6 protein-coding genes and 1 pseudogene are annotated in these 15,747 nt (G+C 73.2%); 4 read left to right on the plus strand and 3 right to left on the minus strand.

Features of this window, described 5'->3' with window-relative positions; all coding sequences use genetic code 11:
- The first annotated feature begins 7 nt into the window (after positions 1–7).
- From ABT118_RS20255 to ABT118_RS20265, 3 genes are read left to right on the plus strand one after another with little or no spacing between them, the layout of a single operon-like run.
- Positions 8–2,296: a WXG100-like domain-containing protein gene (locus tag ABT118_RS20255; RefSeq protein WP_350670290.1), complete on the plus strand. Its 2,289-nt coding sequence runs from the start codon at positions 8–10 to the stop codon at positions 2,294–2,296.
- 10 nt (positions 2,297–2,306) lie between these two features.
- Positions 2,307–2,810, plus strand: a complete 504-nt coding sequence (locus ABT118_RS20260; protein WP_350670293.1) for a hypothetical protein — start codon at positions 2,307–2,309, stop codon at positions 2,808–2,810.
- Positions 2,811–2,816: 6 nt separating this feature from the next.
- On the plus strand, positions 2,817–13,010 hold the full coding sequence (locus tag ABT118_RS20265; protein WP_350670295.1) for a WXG100-like domain-containing protein: 10,194 nt from the start codon (positions 2,817–2,819) through the stop codon (positions 13,008–13,010).
- A 21-nt stretch (positions 13,011–13,031) separates the two neighbouring features.
- On the opposite strand, the gene ABT118_RS20270 is transcribed toward ABT118_RS20265, so the two are convergent.
- The 3 genes and pseudogenes from ABT118_RS20270 to ABT118_RS32770 form a co-directional block, all read right to left on the minus strand.
- On the minus strand, positions 13,032–14,051 hold the full coding sequence (locus tag ABT118_RS20270) for a mechanosensitive ion channel family protein (protein WP_350670297.1): 1,020 nt from the start codon (positions 14,049–14,051) through the stop codon (positions 13,032–13,034).
- Between the two features lie 292 nt (positions 14,052–14,343).
- Positions 14,344–14,886, minus strand: coding sequence for a hypothetical protein (locus tag ABT118_RS20280; protein ID WP_350670301.1), 543 nt, complete (start codon positions 14,884–14,886; stop codon positions 14,344–14,346).
- 105 nt (positions 14,887–14,991) lie between these two features.
- Positions 14,992–15,138, minus strand: a pseudogene (locus ABT118_RS32770) (SUKH-4 family immunity protein); the annotation flags it as partial.
- A gap of 95 nt (positions 15,139–15,233) precedes the next feature.
- Here ABT118_RS32770 and ABT118_RS20285 point away from each other — a divergent pair.
- A complete protein-coding gene (locus ABT118_RS20285; protein ID WP_350670303.1) occupies positions 15,234–15,608 on the plus strand; it encodes a hypothetical protein in 375 nt (124 codons plus the stop codon).
- The last annotated feature ends 139 nt before the right edge of the window (positions 15,609–15,747 follow it).

A 15,747-nucleotide genomic window follows, 5' to 3' on the forward strand; every position in this document is an offset into this window, starting at 1 on the left:
AGACGCCGTGATCGTGCTCCCTCCCGACCTGGCCGAAGTGCTCAAGGTCATCCAGAGCAACGAGGACGGGAAGGCCATCACCTTCCCCGACAGCAACGAGGACCTGCTGGCCGACCTGGCCACCGCCTGGGAGCGGTGGAGCTCGGTGGCCGAGCCCCGGATCAGGACCATCGTCGCCAACGCCCAGCTGGCCGTGCAGCACATGGAGGGCGAGGCGGCCGACGGCTACCGGCGCTACCTGAAGAAGTACGCCGAGGGTGACGACTCGCACGCCGCCACCACCGTGGCGGCGGCGGGGCGGATCGCGCAGGCACTGCGCGGTGCGATCGAGGCGGTCACCCAGACCAAGAACGAGATGATCCGCGAACTCCAGTACACGAAGGAGTACATCGAGGACAACCCGGCCGGCAAGAACGACGACATCGCCAAGTCGGAGGGCATCAAGGAGGCCGTCAGCACGTACAACACGTACGTCGGCCAGGTCGGCACCAACGTCGACACGATGCTCCGCGAGGGAGCCGGGCACTTCGAGCGGATGACCGCGGCCGGCCAGGTCGCCACCCTGTCCGGCGGGGGGAGCGGGGGCGGTGCGGGGAGCGGTGGTCCGACGGCGCCCCGTACGACGCTCGACTCGGTCTCGACGGTGGCGCCGCCCACGGTCGGTGCACCCGGCGCGACGGGCGGTCCGCTGGGCGGTCCGCCCGATCTCGGGGCGGGGGCCGGTGGGGTCGGCGGTGTCGGCGGCCTCGGCCTGAGCGGCTTCAGCGGTGGTGGCGGTGGCGGTAGCGGCTTCAGCGGTGGTGGTGGTGGTGGCGCCGGCGGTGGGACGGGTGCCGGTGCGGGCGGTTTCGGCGGCGGGATGCCGGGCGGGGCTGGCGGAGCTGCGGCGTACCAGCCTGCCGCTGCCGCGCTCAAGCCCTTCCGGATGCCGACGCCTGCTGCGGCTCCCACGCTCTCCTCCTCCTCCGGAGCTTCGGGTGGGGCCGGCATGCCGGTCTTCAAGCCGCTGAGTGCGACCGCTCCCGGTCTCCAACTGGCGGGTCACCAGGCACCCGAGGGCCTCGGCGGTCTCGGGGGCAGCGGTTCGGGCCAGGTCATGAAGCCCCTCGCGCCGTTCCACCCGGGGGGTGCGGACGGCAGCGGTCCGCTGGGCGGCGGGCTGGGTGGCCTGCCCGGCGGGCGCAACACCGGTGGCCTGGCCGGACGGCCGGGCGGGTTGCCCGGCGGTGCGCTGGCCGGCCGGGGTGCGGTGCCGGGAACTGGCGGTACGTCAGGCCGGCCCGGTGGTTCGCCGGCGTTCACGCCCGGTGGGCGCAGTGCCGGTGGACTCGGTGTGGGCGGACTCGGCGCGGGCGGCGCAGGCGCTGCGGGCGGTGCCGCCGGAGCCCGAACGGGCGGGCTGGGCATGGGTGGTGGCGCCCGGCTCGGCGGTGTCGGCGGCGGCGCGGGCAGCCCGATGATGGCCGGTGGCGCCGGGGGCGGCAGCGGGCGCGGTGGAGGTTCGGCCGTCGGTGCGGGCAGCGCCGGAGGCGGCCACGGTACGGCCGGCGCGGGTACCGGTGCCGGTACGGGTGGTCGCGCCGCAGGCGGCGGCATGCCCGGCATGGGCGGCATGGGTGCGATGGGCGGTGGCGCCGGAGCGGGCAAGGGGGCGGGTTCCCGCTTCGTCCGGCCCACCAGGTACGGCTGCGAGGACGACGAGGACGAGCAGGTGCTGTCGGACTCCGGCATCCTCGGCCAGGCCGTCCGGCACGAGTCGGACGACCAGCAGTGGCAGCGGATGCGCCGCCGCTGGGTCGAGGAGTCCAGGACCACGTCGGTCGGCGAGCTGCCGCAGGTGGTGGTCGCCGGGGCCGAGCAGACGGCCGACCGGCCGACCGCCCCCGCCGGGGGCGACCTGATGAGTCAGCTCACCACGGCAGTGCTCGGGCCGGACGCGACGACAGCGCCGAACGGCTTGGTCACGGGTTCTGCTGACGGTACGGCAGCCGGTGGTACGCCGACGACCTCGGAGGACGCCTTCCTGGACCGGTCTCGGTCGGTGGCCGAGCGGCGGGGCCGTACGGACGAGGAGGCGCCGGACCGGACGGCCGCGTCCGCACCGGCAGGTGGCGGTCCGGCCGCTGCTCCGGCAGGCGGGCCGGCGCCGCTGCGCGAGGAGGAGGGCTTCCAGGTGCCCAGCCCGTTCATGCGGGCCGCGATGGCCCGCCTCGCGACCACGGGTGCCTTCGAGGAAGAGACCGAACAGGCGGGCTCCGCCACCGGGCAGAGCGCCCCGGCCGCTCCGGGCCGCTGAGGAGGGGACGATGGACGAACAGCCGATGTCGGCCCGGACCGCCGCGACGCAGGTGGCCAAGGTGGCTGCGCAGCCGAGTGGTTCGACAGCCGGCGATGCCGGGACGGGGTTCCGGGTCGATCCCGCGCAGTACGCGGGGGCGGTCGGTCCAGTGCTGTCCGGGTCGGACCAACTCGGCGATCTGACCCGGGGTCTGAGTGCCTACATGTCCGGGATGAATGCCCGGGTGCCGTGGGGCAATGACGACTCCGGGGAGAAGTTCGCCGACGGGGAGAAGGGCTATCTCACTTACAGCGGCAAGGTGTTGGAGGGCTTGGGCAATCTGCCCGCCGCGCTCAAGTACATCGCGGACGGTCTGAAGGTGATGGCCGAGAGCTATGACAACACCGAGGAGGGCCTGTCCACCGGGCTGACCTCGATGGAGGCCGAGCTGCCGGAGACGGCGCTGTTCCACCCCGACCTTGCCCTGCGGGACGTCGCCCAGGGGCGTCCGCACCAGACCGGAAGGCCCTGATCAACCATGGCGGTCGAGCTCCCCGAACCCCTCCAGTGGGTCCTGCTCCTGCTGGCCGGTACCCGCTGGCCGGAGGGCGAGGAGGACGTGATGCGCGAGATGGCCGACCGCTGGCGCGCCGCCGGGGAGACCCTGGCGGACGTCGCCCGGTCGGTCGACTCCGCGCTCCAGCGGGCGCTCGACGGCCAACAGGGACGGGCGGCCGAGGCCTTGACCGCGCACTGGGCCAAGTTCACGGTGGGCAAGGGGAGTGAGGAGGACCCCGGGTTCTTCCCCAGCATGATCAAGTCCTGCGAGGGCATGGGCGAGATGCTGGACAGCATGGCCAACTCGACCGAGACCGCCAAGATCTCGATCGTGGCCCAACTCGGCATCCTGGCCTTCGAGATCGCCACTGCCGAGGCCGCCGCACCGTTCACGGCGGGTGCCTCGTTGGGTGCCATCCCGGCGGCTGTGGCGGTCACCCGGGTGGCGGTGCAGCAGATCCTCAAGAAGCTGTTGAAGGAGGCGCTGGAGTACGCGGCCAAGGAGGCCGCCCAGGAGGTCGCCATCAACATGCTGGCCCAGAGCATCCAGGTGATCGAGGGCAACCGGAAGGGCTTCGACACCAAGGAGTTGGGCCAGAGCGCACTCGGTGGCGCGGTCGGCGGGGCCTCCGGCCACCTGATCGGCAAGGGCCTGGGCTCGGCGGCGGGCAAGGCCGGGCTCGGCGGGGCGATGGAGACCGTCGGCGGCAAGATGGTGCACGGCGCGGCCGTCGGCGTCGGGGCGGACGTCTCCACCCAGCTCATCACCACCGGCACCGTCGACGGCGGCAGCCTGCTCGGCTCCGGCCTTAGCGGCGGCGCGAACGTCGGCCTGGAGCACGGCGCGGCCGCCATCAAGGGCAAGTTCCCCGGTGGTGGCGTCCCGGACATCCCGACGGGCGGGGGCATCCCGGCCGGTGGATCGGACGCCCCACCGGTGTTCGGCACCAACTCGTCCGGTACATCGGCCGGTTCGGACCGCTCCGGCGGCGGCTCGGGCAGCGGCGGCTCGGACAGTGGCGCGTACCGGGGCCCGAACGGCACGCACGGTTCGACCGCGACCGCGAGCCCGGGTGCAGCCCCGACCACGGTCCCGGATGCGGCCTCGGACGCGGCGCCGAGCCGGGCCAGGACGTTGAGCCCGTTCGGCTCCGACCGGCCGTCCGCCGGTGCGGACCTGAGCGGGAGCACCTCGCGGGGTGCCGACCCGACCCCCGCCGCCCAGAACTTCGACCGCCCTGCCGCCACGGAGTCCACCGCTCGCCCGGAGCCGGTCGCACAGGACCGTTCCCGCCCGGCCGAGCCGACGCCACGTCAGGCCGAGGCCGGTTCGACGGCGACCGACCGCACCCCCGTCGCCGAGAGCGTCCCGGCCCAGCGCCAGGCCGAGCAGGGCACCATCGGCACCACCCCGCGCTCGGAGCCGGTGGCGCAGCGGCTGGAGCCGGAGCAGGCTTTCGCCCGTCCCGAGGCGTCGTCGCGTCAGCAGTCGGAGGCCGTACCGGTGACGAACCGGTCGGAGCCCGAGTCACAGGCGTTCACCCGGCAGGAGGCGGTGGCGCAGCGGGTCGAGCCCGAGCCTGCTGCTCGTCCCGAGCCGGTGGCGCAGCGGCTGGAGCCGGAGCAGGCTCCCGCCCGTCCCGAGGCGTCGCCGCGTCAGCAGCCGGAGGCCGTACCGGTGACGAACCGGTCGGAGTCCGAGTCGCAGGCGTTCACCCGGCAGGAGGCCGAGCCTGCCGCCCGTCCCGAGCCCGTCGCGCAACGGACCGAGGCTGAGCCTGCCGCCCGTCCCGAGCCCGTCGCGCAACGGACCGAGGCTGAGCCTGCCGCCCGTCCCGAGCCCGTCGTACAGCGGACCGAGGCTGAGCCCGCCGCTCGTCCCGAGCCGGTGGCGCAGCGCGTGGAGCCCGAGCAGGCGCCCCGCCACGAACCGACGGCCCGTCAGCAGCAGCCCGAGCCCGTCGCGCAGCGGACCGAGGCCGAGCCCGCGCCGCAGTCGGCTGCCCGGCCGGTCGCCGGGCCGGTCGGGGACCGGCCGGAGCCGTCGATTTCGGCGCAGCCCTCCTCGCCCGAGTTCCGGGCGGCCGAGAGCGGCCCCACCATCGACAGCACCAGGCTCGCGGCCGGGCCGGCCATGGGCGTCCGCCCGTCCGGGGCCGACCGGTCCGATCCGGCATCGTTCACCCCGCCCCCGTCCTCACCCCCGACCCCGGACCTCCCGCCGACGGTGGCGGCGACGCCCCAGGGCACACCGCCGATGTCCGCGATGTCCCCGCCGCCCCCGGCCTCGACCAACGGGGCAACTCCTGCAACCCGTCCGGCCGGAAGCCTCGGACAGGTGCGCCCCAGCTCGGCCGGCGGCACTCCGCAGCCCCGCTCCGCATCCCCGGAGCCCTCCTCCGCAAGCCGCTTCGCCGCTCGCCCGGAAGCGTCGAGGCCGCGCTCGACCTCCAGCCCGACGCCGCTCCTGGCGGCCGGTACCGACCGTTCGACCGATACCCCGGTGTCGGCAGTTCCGGAGAACCCGACCGGCGACGACTACGCCGTCACCCGTCCGTCCGAACTGGCCGCCCTGACCCGGGACCTGCCCGGCCTGTCGCAGCAGCAGCGGGACCAGGCACTCGACTCGATGCCCGCCTCGGACCGGCGCGGGCTGGCCCGGGACCCGGCGTTCGTGGACGCACTGCAAAACCGGCTGCCGGCCGACCAGTTCGCCCGGACGGCGGCCCGGCTGATGGTGGACGTCGACCACCGGGTGCAGCGGCCCGCCTCGGCCCGCGCCGAGGCGGTGGCGCAGACCGCCCGGATGCTCCAGGACCCGGGCACCGCAGCCAGGTTGCTGAAGAACGGCAGCCGGATCGTGGTGGTGCCCAAGGACGTGCCGATGACCTCGGTCGGTCCGTTCGCCCACCTCGACGGCCGGACCGCCGAGAGCGATGCGGGTGGTGGCCGTGGCTGGGACGACGTGCGCGGCGCCGGCGGCACGTGGGCGGCGGTGACCGAGGAGAACCTGCTCGGCGACCGCACCACGGTCGGCCAGGACCCGCACTATCCGGACGGCTACTCCACCACCACCCACGAATTCGCCCACACCGTGCACCAGTTCGGCCTCTCGGACGCCGACCGGCAGCTGATCACCGACACCTTCGGGGCCAAGCTGGACGATGACGCGCTGCCCCGGATGTTCCGTCAGGACGGCGCCACCGAGTGGTCGGACGGTCCGCGCTGGCGGACCGACGGAAGCGACGGCGAGAACTACGCCGCCCAGGACGAGTTGGAGTACTTCGCCCAGGTCAGCAACGCCTACCTGGGTACCAACCACGGCATCGACCCGTACACCGGCCAGCCGAGGAACAACGGCGCGGACTGGGTGCGGGCGAACGAGCCCGGGCTGCTGCCGCTGCTGGAGCGGGTCTACGGACCCGACCCGGCAGCGCTGCACAGCGCCCCGGCCAACCCTGTGCAGGCCATGGACGCCGAGAACGACATGTACCAGGCCCTGCGCGATTTCACCGACCTGGTCGACCCGACGTCCGATCTGCCCGCCCCGCCCCCGCCCCCGATCGCCGAGCCGCGCCCGGACGCCGTGCCCGGTGACGACAGCGACTCGGACACCGAACCGTCAGACCCGCTGGTGGCAGCGCCGTCCGTGCACCTCGGCCCGGTGAACGAGCCGGTGAACGACCCGGCCAACGAACGGACGGAATCCGAAGGCGGGCAGGGTCCGACACCGCCGGAGGGCAGCGAGAGCACCCCGTCACCGGCCGCCCGGGCCGCCACGGAACTCGACTTCCCGCCACCCGGGCCACGCGTGGAGGTGGCGGGTGACGGCCTCTGCCTGCTCCATTCGCTCGCCGTGAGCACGCCCGACCTGGTGGGTTTCCGAACGGCCGAGCCCGGTGGCGTCGCGCGGCGGCTGCAGGCCGTGGTCGAGGACCACTTCAGCGACCTGCCCTCCGACCGCTGGCCGACCGAGGTCGTGTCCAACTACCGGAACCACCTGCTCGCCCGGGCGGACCTGCGCGCGAGCGACCTGCTCGACTACCTCCCGGCCGCTGTCCGGGATGGCTACGTCGGGATGCCGATCGCGGACCTGCGGGAGATCGTCGGCAACCACCTCACCGAGAACGCGCCGCCGCCGTCGCCGCGCGAGCGGGAGGCCCTGCTCCGGACCGTCCGGGACTGGAACAACCGCTGGTTGACCCGCGAGGGGGAGATGCTGCCGGCTGCCGCAGCCCATGCGCTGGGCCTCCGGATGCGGGTGGTCGGCCACGACGGCACCCCGCTGGCGGTCTTCGGACCCCGGGAGGGGCAGCCGGTGACGGTGTATCACCAGGGCAACCACTACGACGGCAGCACCCCGCCGGTGCCCGCGACGACGGACGGCAGCACGCCGACCGTCCCGCAGGAGAGCACGGAGGATTCCACCCCGAAGGCGGTCAGCCAGCAGCCGACGCTGACGCCCGAGGCCGAGCCGCAGCCGTCGCACTCCGAGCCTGAGCCGAAGGCCGAGCCCAAGGCCGAGCCCGAGCCCGAGGCCAAGGTCGAGCCCGAGGCGGAGCCTGAGACCAAGGCCGAACCCGAGGTGGAGCCTGAGACCAAGGCCGAGCCCAAGGTCGAGCCCGAGCCCGAGCCCGAGCCGCAGCCGCCGCACCAGGAGCCCGCCGGGCCCCGGCCGATCGCAGGCTCCGACCTGGTGGTCGGGCTGACCGGGGACGAGGCGGCCGTCCGGGAGAAGGTCATCGACGTCCTCGCCGGGGTCGTGCCGGGGGACCGGGCGGCGGTCCGGGCCTTCGCCGACGCCCACTTCGGCCCGGCGACCCTGCGTCCGATGCTCGGCGCGCTGTCCCGGGGCGAGACGTGGACGGTCCCGTACGAGGGCAAGGGCTGGAGCGGCGGTATCACGCTGCGCGGCGAGGTCACCGGGTCGACCCGGCTGCGTACCGAGAAGATCGAGTTCGAGAACGGCGCCGACCGGACGGTGGCGATCGGGAACGGCCGCGACGCGCAGTGGCAGTACAACATCGGGGTCCAGGCCCGGCAGTCGGGCGGTGGCGCGGAGCCGGCGGAGCTGGCTGGCTACTTCCACGACCGCGGCCAGGGCGAGGTCAACCTGGACCTCGGCGGGATGGTGGCGCGGTCCAAGACCTCCGAGCCCGCCGACGTGTTCGACACGAAGATGCGGCTGGAGCTCGACTTCAACGACCTGCGCCATGACCACCAACCGGTGACCACCGCCTCCGGCGGGCGCACCGAGGCGGTCGACCTGAGCCTGAACGTCGCCGTGCCGGTGCGTCCTGACGGTGATTCGGTGGGAGAGCTGCGGACGCCTCCGCAGCGGCTGCTGGACGGCCGGGTCGGCGGTCAGGAGATCGTGCTGGACCTGTCGCCGCGCGACGGGGCCGAGGGCCGGCGGCCGGTGCAGGCGCTGCTGGACCAGGTGGAGCGGGCGGCCGAGCAGGAGTTCGGCAAGGACTGGCCCGCGATGCGCGAGAAGGTCCTCACGGAGGTCGACTTCGGTCGGCTCCAGCGGGACCTGAAGAGCATGACGGCCGGCGAACCGACCACGGTCACGCTCACCGACCGGCGCGGCAAGACGCTCGGCACCGTCGAGATCAGCGCGCGGGTCGGGGAACTGCGTCAGACCGGCACCACCAAGGAGACCGAGTTCAACATCGGCACCACCGTCCAGCAGGTGCGCAGCACCGCGACGACCCGTGGCAACGCGGGGCAGTTCGGGCTGGCCAACACCCTGAGGCCGGGGGCCGCACTGTTCGGCATCGGCGGCGCCGGCCGGCTGGGCCGGGACCGGATCCAGATCGCGGGTGACAGCCGGACCGCCCAGCTGACCAGCAAGTCCAAGGTGCCGGGCGTCCGTTACGAGGGCGCGGTCCACTTCGAGATGACCTTCAACGGCAAGGCCGACCCGCACGACGCGGGCACGGCGGACGTCCAACTGCTGGTGGACCGCGCGGACACCGCCCCCGAGGCCGTCACGCCGGAGCCGACCGGACCCGAAACCGTCCCGTCCGAGTCGCCGAAGCCGCCCGTACCCGACACGGACGGGACGGACGAGACCGCCGCGCCGCCGGTGCACGAGGTGCACGAGGTGACCGCCCCGCCGGACTCGGTCTGGGAGGGCGGCAACGACCGGGGCGGCCTCGGCGAGACCGTCGTGGTGCGGGACCTGGAGAGCACCGCCGCGCTGCGCTCGGCCGTGGACGCCCAGGGGCGGGAACGGTTCGGCGACGACTGGGACGCCGTCAGGGACCAGGTCCTGCGCGGCTTCAGCCAGCCGAACCTGGCCGCCCGGCTGACCGGGATGACCCGGGGCGAGGCGTTGGAGGTGAAGATCCCCGGCAAGGAGAACCTGGTCGTCACCGCCGTCGCCAGGGTCGAGTCGATGACCTACCGCCGCGACGACGGCAAGGCCGAGCTCAACACCGTGAACGAGACCGGCGCTTTCAGCGTGGACCGCAGCCTGCTGGCGCGTACCGCCGCCGTCAACGCCCAGTTCGGCGGCACCGTCGCCAAGGCGGTGCCCGGCGCCCCGGGCGCCGACCTGCTCGCTGTCGGCACCGGTCAGCAGCGCGAGCGGGCCGGCGGGCAGGGCCGTCAGGCCGACCGGGTGTTCGCCAACGGCAAGTACAGTGCGCCGCAGGTGATCTACGGTGCCGAGCTGGCCGTGGACGTGCACTTCGGCCGCCCCGGCGAGGCGTCAGGTGGCCGGTCCGACGTCTCGGCACCGCTCCGGGTCGAGGTGGGCCTGGACGCCCGGGACACCGTCAAGGTGCAGGTGCCCCGCAGCGACGACGGTGCGATCGCGTTCAAGCGGGCGGCCGAGCCCGCCGAAGGCACGGCGCCCGCCCGCGACGACCAGCCGGCCCCGACCGGGCGCAGTGCGGCGGAGCTGAACCGGCCCGAGGCGACCCACACCGCGCCGCGCCGGATGCGTGAGCAGCACGAGCTGAACGCGTCCTACGTGGTGCACAGCCTGAGCGGCGCGGACAAGGTGCGCACTGCCGTGGAGGATGCGGTCCGCGCCAAGTACGGCGAGCCGTCACCGGAGGTGAAGGAGCGGCTCGACGCGACCTTCGACCGGGTCGCGCTCAGGACCCAGCTCTCCCAGCTCACTCGGGGCGGGAAGATCACCGAGACCGTCTCCGGCACGACCTGGAAGGCCGAGGTCACCGTCACGGCCAGGCTGGCGGACGCCACCTACCACTCCAAGGCGGACAAGTACGAGTTCGAGTCCGGCACCCGCACCTCCCGTGGCCAGGGCAACGTACGGGACCGCCGGGAGCGGCTGGACGGCGGCGGCCTGCTCAGGATGCAGGCACCGTTCGTGAACGTCGCGGGCGGCTACACCCATCGGATCGACCGCACCTACGGCCATGGCGCGGAGACCGTCGGCTCGGCCTCGAACCGCGGCAAGCACGTCGAGCCGGCCGTGTTCTTCGACGTCGACACGGCGTACGACGTCCAGGTCACCTTCAAGCGGCTGAACGTGAACGACGGTTCGCACACCCAGCAGATCGACACCGTGGCCCGGGTGGCCGTGCCGATGCGCGACGCCGACCCGGTCTCCGGGCCGGTCGAGCGGACCACGACGAAGCAGCCGAAGGGCTTCGTGGAGGGTCGGCGACTGGACTCCTCGGCGATCGTCACCGACGTCCACGCGCTGCCCGGGACGGCCCGGGACACGACGGACGGCAAGGCGGACGGCAAGGCGGACGGCAAGGCGGACGGCACAGCCGGACCGACGGCGGGACCGCGTCGGACGCTGGGCGAGTCGGTCCTGTCCCAGGTGGAGTCGGGCTGGAAGTCCGGCAGTTCGCTCCGGCCGACCGGAAAGCCGGACGGCGGGCCGAAGTTGGAGCGCAACCCGTTCGGGAGCGACTGGTCGGGCATCCGCCGGAAGCTGGACCAGGAGCTCACCCCCGACCGGCTCCAGTCCAGGCTGAAGGGGATGACGGCCGGGGACGAGATCGTGGTGCGGCACGGGCGCACCACCGTCCGGGTCGGCGCGGTGCTCCGCGACCGGATGGAGCACCTGGGCGATTCGGGCACCACCGAGTTCAACACCGGCACGGACGTCCAGCGGTCGTTCGCGGACGCCGAAGGCACCGGCCACAGCCACCAGGGCCTGCTCGGCGCGACCGCCGCCGTCCCCGTGCCGGGCGCGCCCGTCTCGGTGACGGCCGGTCTGACCGGCACCGGTGGCAAGGGCCAGGAGCACGCGGACGTCCGGACCAGCAGCACCTCGGCCGGCTCCGCCACCAAGGCCAAGCTGCCCGGCAGCGCCTACCGGGGCGAGGCGGAGCTGCAGTTCACCATCACCAGGCGGCCCGTGGTCGGCGCCTCCGTCCACCAGCGGCGCACCGCGGCGATCGGCTTCGAGACCATCGTCGAGTCGGGTGAGACCACGCCGGTCCGCCCGAAGCCCGCCGACGAATCGGTGCCCGCCGAGAACCCGCCCCGGACGCTGTCGGCCGAGCCGCCCGCGCCGACCGACGTCCGGGTCCCGCCGGAGCGGGTCTGGGAGACCGGACTGCGCGACACCGACGTGCTGCGCTGGCTCGGCGATGTCGGCGGCGTCCAGGACCTGGCGCGGCTGCGCGGCCCGGAGTTCTTCGGCAGGTCCAACTGGGAGGAGATGGCGCCCGTGGTCGGGACCGTCACCTCGCACAGCCACCTGTCGGCACTGTTCGGCACCGCGACCCAGGGCACCGAGGTCTCGGCGACCGTCCCGACCAAGCGGGTGACGCTCGGCGGCGGCAAGGGGGTGGAGGTCGGCGTGAAGATCATCTCCCTCGAACACCGGGACACCGACTCCGCGGTCGAGCTGAGCCCGTCCAACGCCACCTCCTCCGGTACCTCCCGGTCGGAGCTGTCGGCGAAGAACGCGGGCGTGCAGGGCCAGGTCGGCGCGAGGATCACCGGCGACGTCACCCACAACCCGGCGCTCACCGGCGGGGCCCAGCGGATCTGGCGTGAGGGCGGTACGCACGGCGACGCGGGGCAGATCATCTCCAACGGCAAGTACTCCGCCCCGATGGCCCGTTACTCCGGCGCCGCCGAGGTGGAGGTCACGCTCTTCGACGGGAAGCGCAACCCGGTCAAGGAGAAGGGGATCGTGCCCTTCACGGTCGACATCCCGCTGTCGGAGACCACCGGGCTGGCCCTGCCGGGCGACCACTACCTCGCCTTCACCGAGGACCACAAGGGCGGTGAACTGCGCTTCGGTGAAGGATCCAGGCTCCTCGACGAGGTCCACCAGACGCTGACCGAGGGCGGCGAGCCGTTCGACCACACCACGGCCACACCCGCCGAGCGGGAGCAGCTGATGGGCACCGTCCGGGTCGGGCAGGCGGCCTTCGGCGGGGAGTTCACCGCCGGAACGGACGCGGGCATCGCCCGGATCCGGGCGACCCACCGACTGGTCGAACTGGCCGGCGGCTCCTCGACCGCCACCTCCGCCCTGCTGGGCGACCTGCTCGGGAAGCCGGACGGCGCCCCGCTGGAGGCAGGCGAGGTGCGCCAGGTGGTCGACTACGTGGAACGGAAGGCGGCCGACGGGCCCGTCACCCTCGACGACCTGGTCGCCGGGGCAGCGGACGGCTGGCCCGCGCAGGAGCCGTACGAGATCAACCGCGAGGCGTGGACGGACCACGGCCCGGCCAACGAGCTGGTCACCGCCGCGATGGCGGACGCGGCGGCGGCGGTCCGCCCGCTGCTCCAGGAGGGGCTGCCGACGGTCGGGCGGCTCTACCTGACCGTCTCCGGGGAGGGGGCGGAACTGCCGCTGCGGCGGGAGTTCGAGCTGGACGGCGACCCGGAGGAGCAGATCCGGCGGATCGAGGAGGACACGTACCTGAAGCCGGGGACGCGGCCGAGTGAGGTCTCCGTCCGGCTGGCCGGTGCGCCGGAGGGCGGCCACGACTGGGATTTCCGGATCACCGCCCGTCCCGAGGGCAGTCGCGAGCTGACGATCCGCCACCGCCTGCCTGCGGACGGCCTGCCCGCGGAGGGCGAGCAGTCGGGTGACCAGCAGCCGGACACCCAGCAGCCGGACGCCCAGCAGCCGGACGACCGGATCCGGACCGCTGCAGCGGCGAGCGTCGCGGCGGCGGCCGCGTTCGCTGCGGGGCGGACCGCGGCACCGGCGGAGTGACGGCCGTGGGCTGACGGCCGGTCAGTCCGGCTCCCCCGTGCGGACGCGGGGGAACGCGGTGGGGTGCTCGTCACGGAGGTACGCGAGCAGGTGCTCGCGTACCTCGAAGCGGAGGGCGGCGACGTCGTCCGGGGTGCGGGCGGTCATGGTGGCGCGGACCACGATGGTGCTGGGCGTGGTGTCGGTGACCTGGAGCGACCATTCGAGGGTGTCCCAGAGGGGCGTGGTCGGGAGGAACTCGCCCAGGGCGGTGCGGAGCCGGTCCACCTGGGTGCTGTGGTCGAGGTGGAGCAGGACCGCGCCGAGCAGGCCCGGGTCCTTGCGGGTCCAGTTCTCGAACGGCTTGCTGATGAAGTAGGAGGTCGGGACGATCAGCCGCCGGTAGTCCCAGAGCCTGATCACCAGGTAGGAGAGGGTGATCTCCTCCACGGTGCCCTGCTGGCCCTCGACGATGACGGTGTCGCCGAGCCGGACGGTGTCGCCGAACGCGATCTGGACCCCGGCGAAGAAGTTGCCCAGGGCGCTCTGCGCGGCGATGCCGGCCACGATGCCGATGATCCCGGCCGAGGCGAGCAGGCTGGCACCGATCGTGCGCATGGCCTGGAAGGTCAGCAGCATCACGGCGACCGTGACCACCGCGATCAGGGCGCTGACCACCCGTCGGGTCATCCCCAGCTGGGTCCGTACCCGCTGCACCCGGGCCGGGTCGTCGGCGACCGCCTCGTACCGGGTGAAGAACGCCTCCAGCAGCGCCGCCACGATCCGGACGGTCAGCCAGCCGATGCTCGCCAGCAGAACCAGCAGGATCACGTGGTGGGTGTCGTCCCCGTCCAGCTCGAAGAGCCGTTCGATCGGCCGGGCGGCGATCAGCAGGCTGCTGCAGACCACCAGCTGGAGCGGAATCCGACAGCGTCGCAGCAGTGCCCAGACCGGCGCCTCGGGATGCCGACCGGCCACCCGCTGCAGCACCTGGTCCGCCACCCAGCCGACCGCCAGGGTGGTGACGACGACGGCGAGCAGTACGACGAGCGGCCAGAGCACGGGCACACCTCCACGGGGAACAGGGTGATTTGCACCCTGGTGTGACGGTATGTCGGCGGACCTGCTGTGGCACGGAGACCCGGCCGTGGAAGCCGCCCCCGGCGGCCGAGACGTCCTGCACCGTGATGTACGACTCGTTGACGCCATCGGCGCGCTGCGTCAGCACGTGTTGAGCGCCGAGCGCCGTCAGCCGTGCGCACTCGGCCTCGGGCGTGGCCGGGCGCTCTGCACCCACGAGCCCGGTGCCGACCCGCACATCGGGAAACGACGACGGTGCAGGTCTGTTCGGTGGTCAGCCTCGGGCCCGCTCGGCGGTGGAGACGGCTTCCTCATCGCGTTCGGGGCGGTTGGTCCACAGCATCACGCGAACCGCGGTCGCATCGGCCGGTCGAGCAGTGGCCAGCTCCCGGTCGAGGATCTCTCGGGCGAGCTCGTCGAGGGCGGTCTGCGCGTCGTCGCCGCGCTCGACGGCGTCGGTGCCGAGGAACACGCCGACGGTCCACTCCCCGGTGGCGTGCTGCAGGTCGACGCGGTGCCAGACCTTCACGAGTCGGTCGATCTCGGTCTGCGCGCGCGCCTCGGACAGGTTCAGTGCCGCTGCGATGGCGTCGACGGGCAGCGCGTCGTCGACGTACGCCCTGCGCACAAGCCGGGTGACTGCCTTGGCCGTGAGCCCCCGGGCACGGGCGTACCCGCCGTCCTTGCGCAGTCGCTCGGCGGCCTCGGCCATCGCGTGCTCGGTGGTCGGGGCATCGGGCTCGGCGGCGAAGTCGCGGGCGGCGTCCTGCTGTTGCTGCAGGCGGTGCGGCTGGCTGGTGCCGGGCTGCTCGCTCATGGTGGCGACGTCTCCTGCTGGGGTGTGGTGGGCGCTCGCACCCTCTGGATGAGTCCGTGCCAGGTTTGTCCGATGAGGGTGGGCCACCAGGCGGTGGTGTTCGCGGTAGGTGTCGATGACTTCGTCGACGGGGATGGAGGGCCAGACGGTGAGGGTGCCGGTGTGGCGGTTGATGACTCCGCCTGCCTGGGGCGGGCTGCGGCCGGACGTGGCGAGGCTACGTGTTGCAAGGCTGAGACCAAGCGAAGGCAGTCAAGCCGTAAACACTATGATCGTATGGGTGATACTGCTCGCTCTGGGCCCAGTTGGTGCGCCAGGGCATGGGGAACCGCGATCCAGGGGGAGAGATGGCTGCGGACCGGGAAATTCCGGAGATCTCGGACGACGAACTGCTCGAGGTGGCCGACAACCCGACTCAGGCACGGGAACTGCGGCGCGCGCTGCGGACCTTGGCCGACTCGGACTCCGTCGGCGACCAGTTGCAGCGGATGGCCAGGGACGTGCTGGCCGGCCGGGTCGGAATGCGCGAGGTCGTCCAGTCCGACACCTACCTCAGCGCGATCGGTGACCGGCTGGGCCAGATCCGTAGGGCTGCCGAGAACCTCTCACCGGCGGAGCAGAAGGCCTCCGAGGGGCGGGCCGAGAAGCTGCGCGAGGAGACCGAAGCCGAGTACGGGCCGGACGAGCCCGAGGAGTGGGAACTCGACCGGTACCGTCGCTGACGGTCTTTCGGGGGCGGTTGCTCGGCCGGCGTGGTGATGGAAAACGGGGGCGTTGATGTCGCAGCAGATCGTGGTGGACCCGGTCAGTCTTCGGGCTGAGGGTAAGAATTTGGGTGCGGTCGGTGAGGATTTCCTGGCT

Origin of the sequence: Kitasatospora sp. NPDC002040 (assembly GCF_040296785.1) — a bacterium.
In the GTDB taxonomy this organism is placed as follows: domain Bacteria; phylum Actinomycetota; class Actinomycetes; order Streptomycetales; family Streptomycetaceae; genus Kitasatospora.

Coding starts and splice junctions, on each gene's coding strand:
- ABT118_RS20260 (WP_350670293.1), top strand. CDS start 2,307: ATGGACGAACAGCCGATGTCGGCCCGGACCGCCGCGACGCAGGTGGCC.
- ABT118_RS20265 (WP_350670295.1), top strand. CDS start 2,817: ATGGCGGTCGAGCTCCCCGAACCCCTCCAGTGGGTCCTGCTCCTGCTG.
- ABT118_RS20280 (WP_350670301.1), bottom strand. CDS start 14,886: ATGAGCGAGCAGCCCGGCACCAGCCAGCCGCACCGCCTGCAGCAACAG.
- ABT118_RS20285 (WP_350670303.1), top strand. CDS start 15,234: ATGGCTGCGGACCGGGAAATTCCGGAGATCTCGGACGACGAACTGCTC.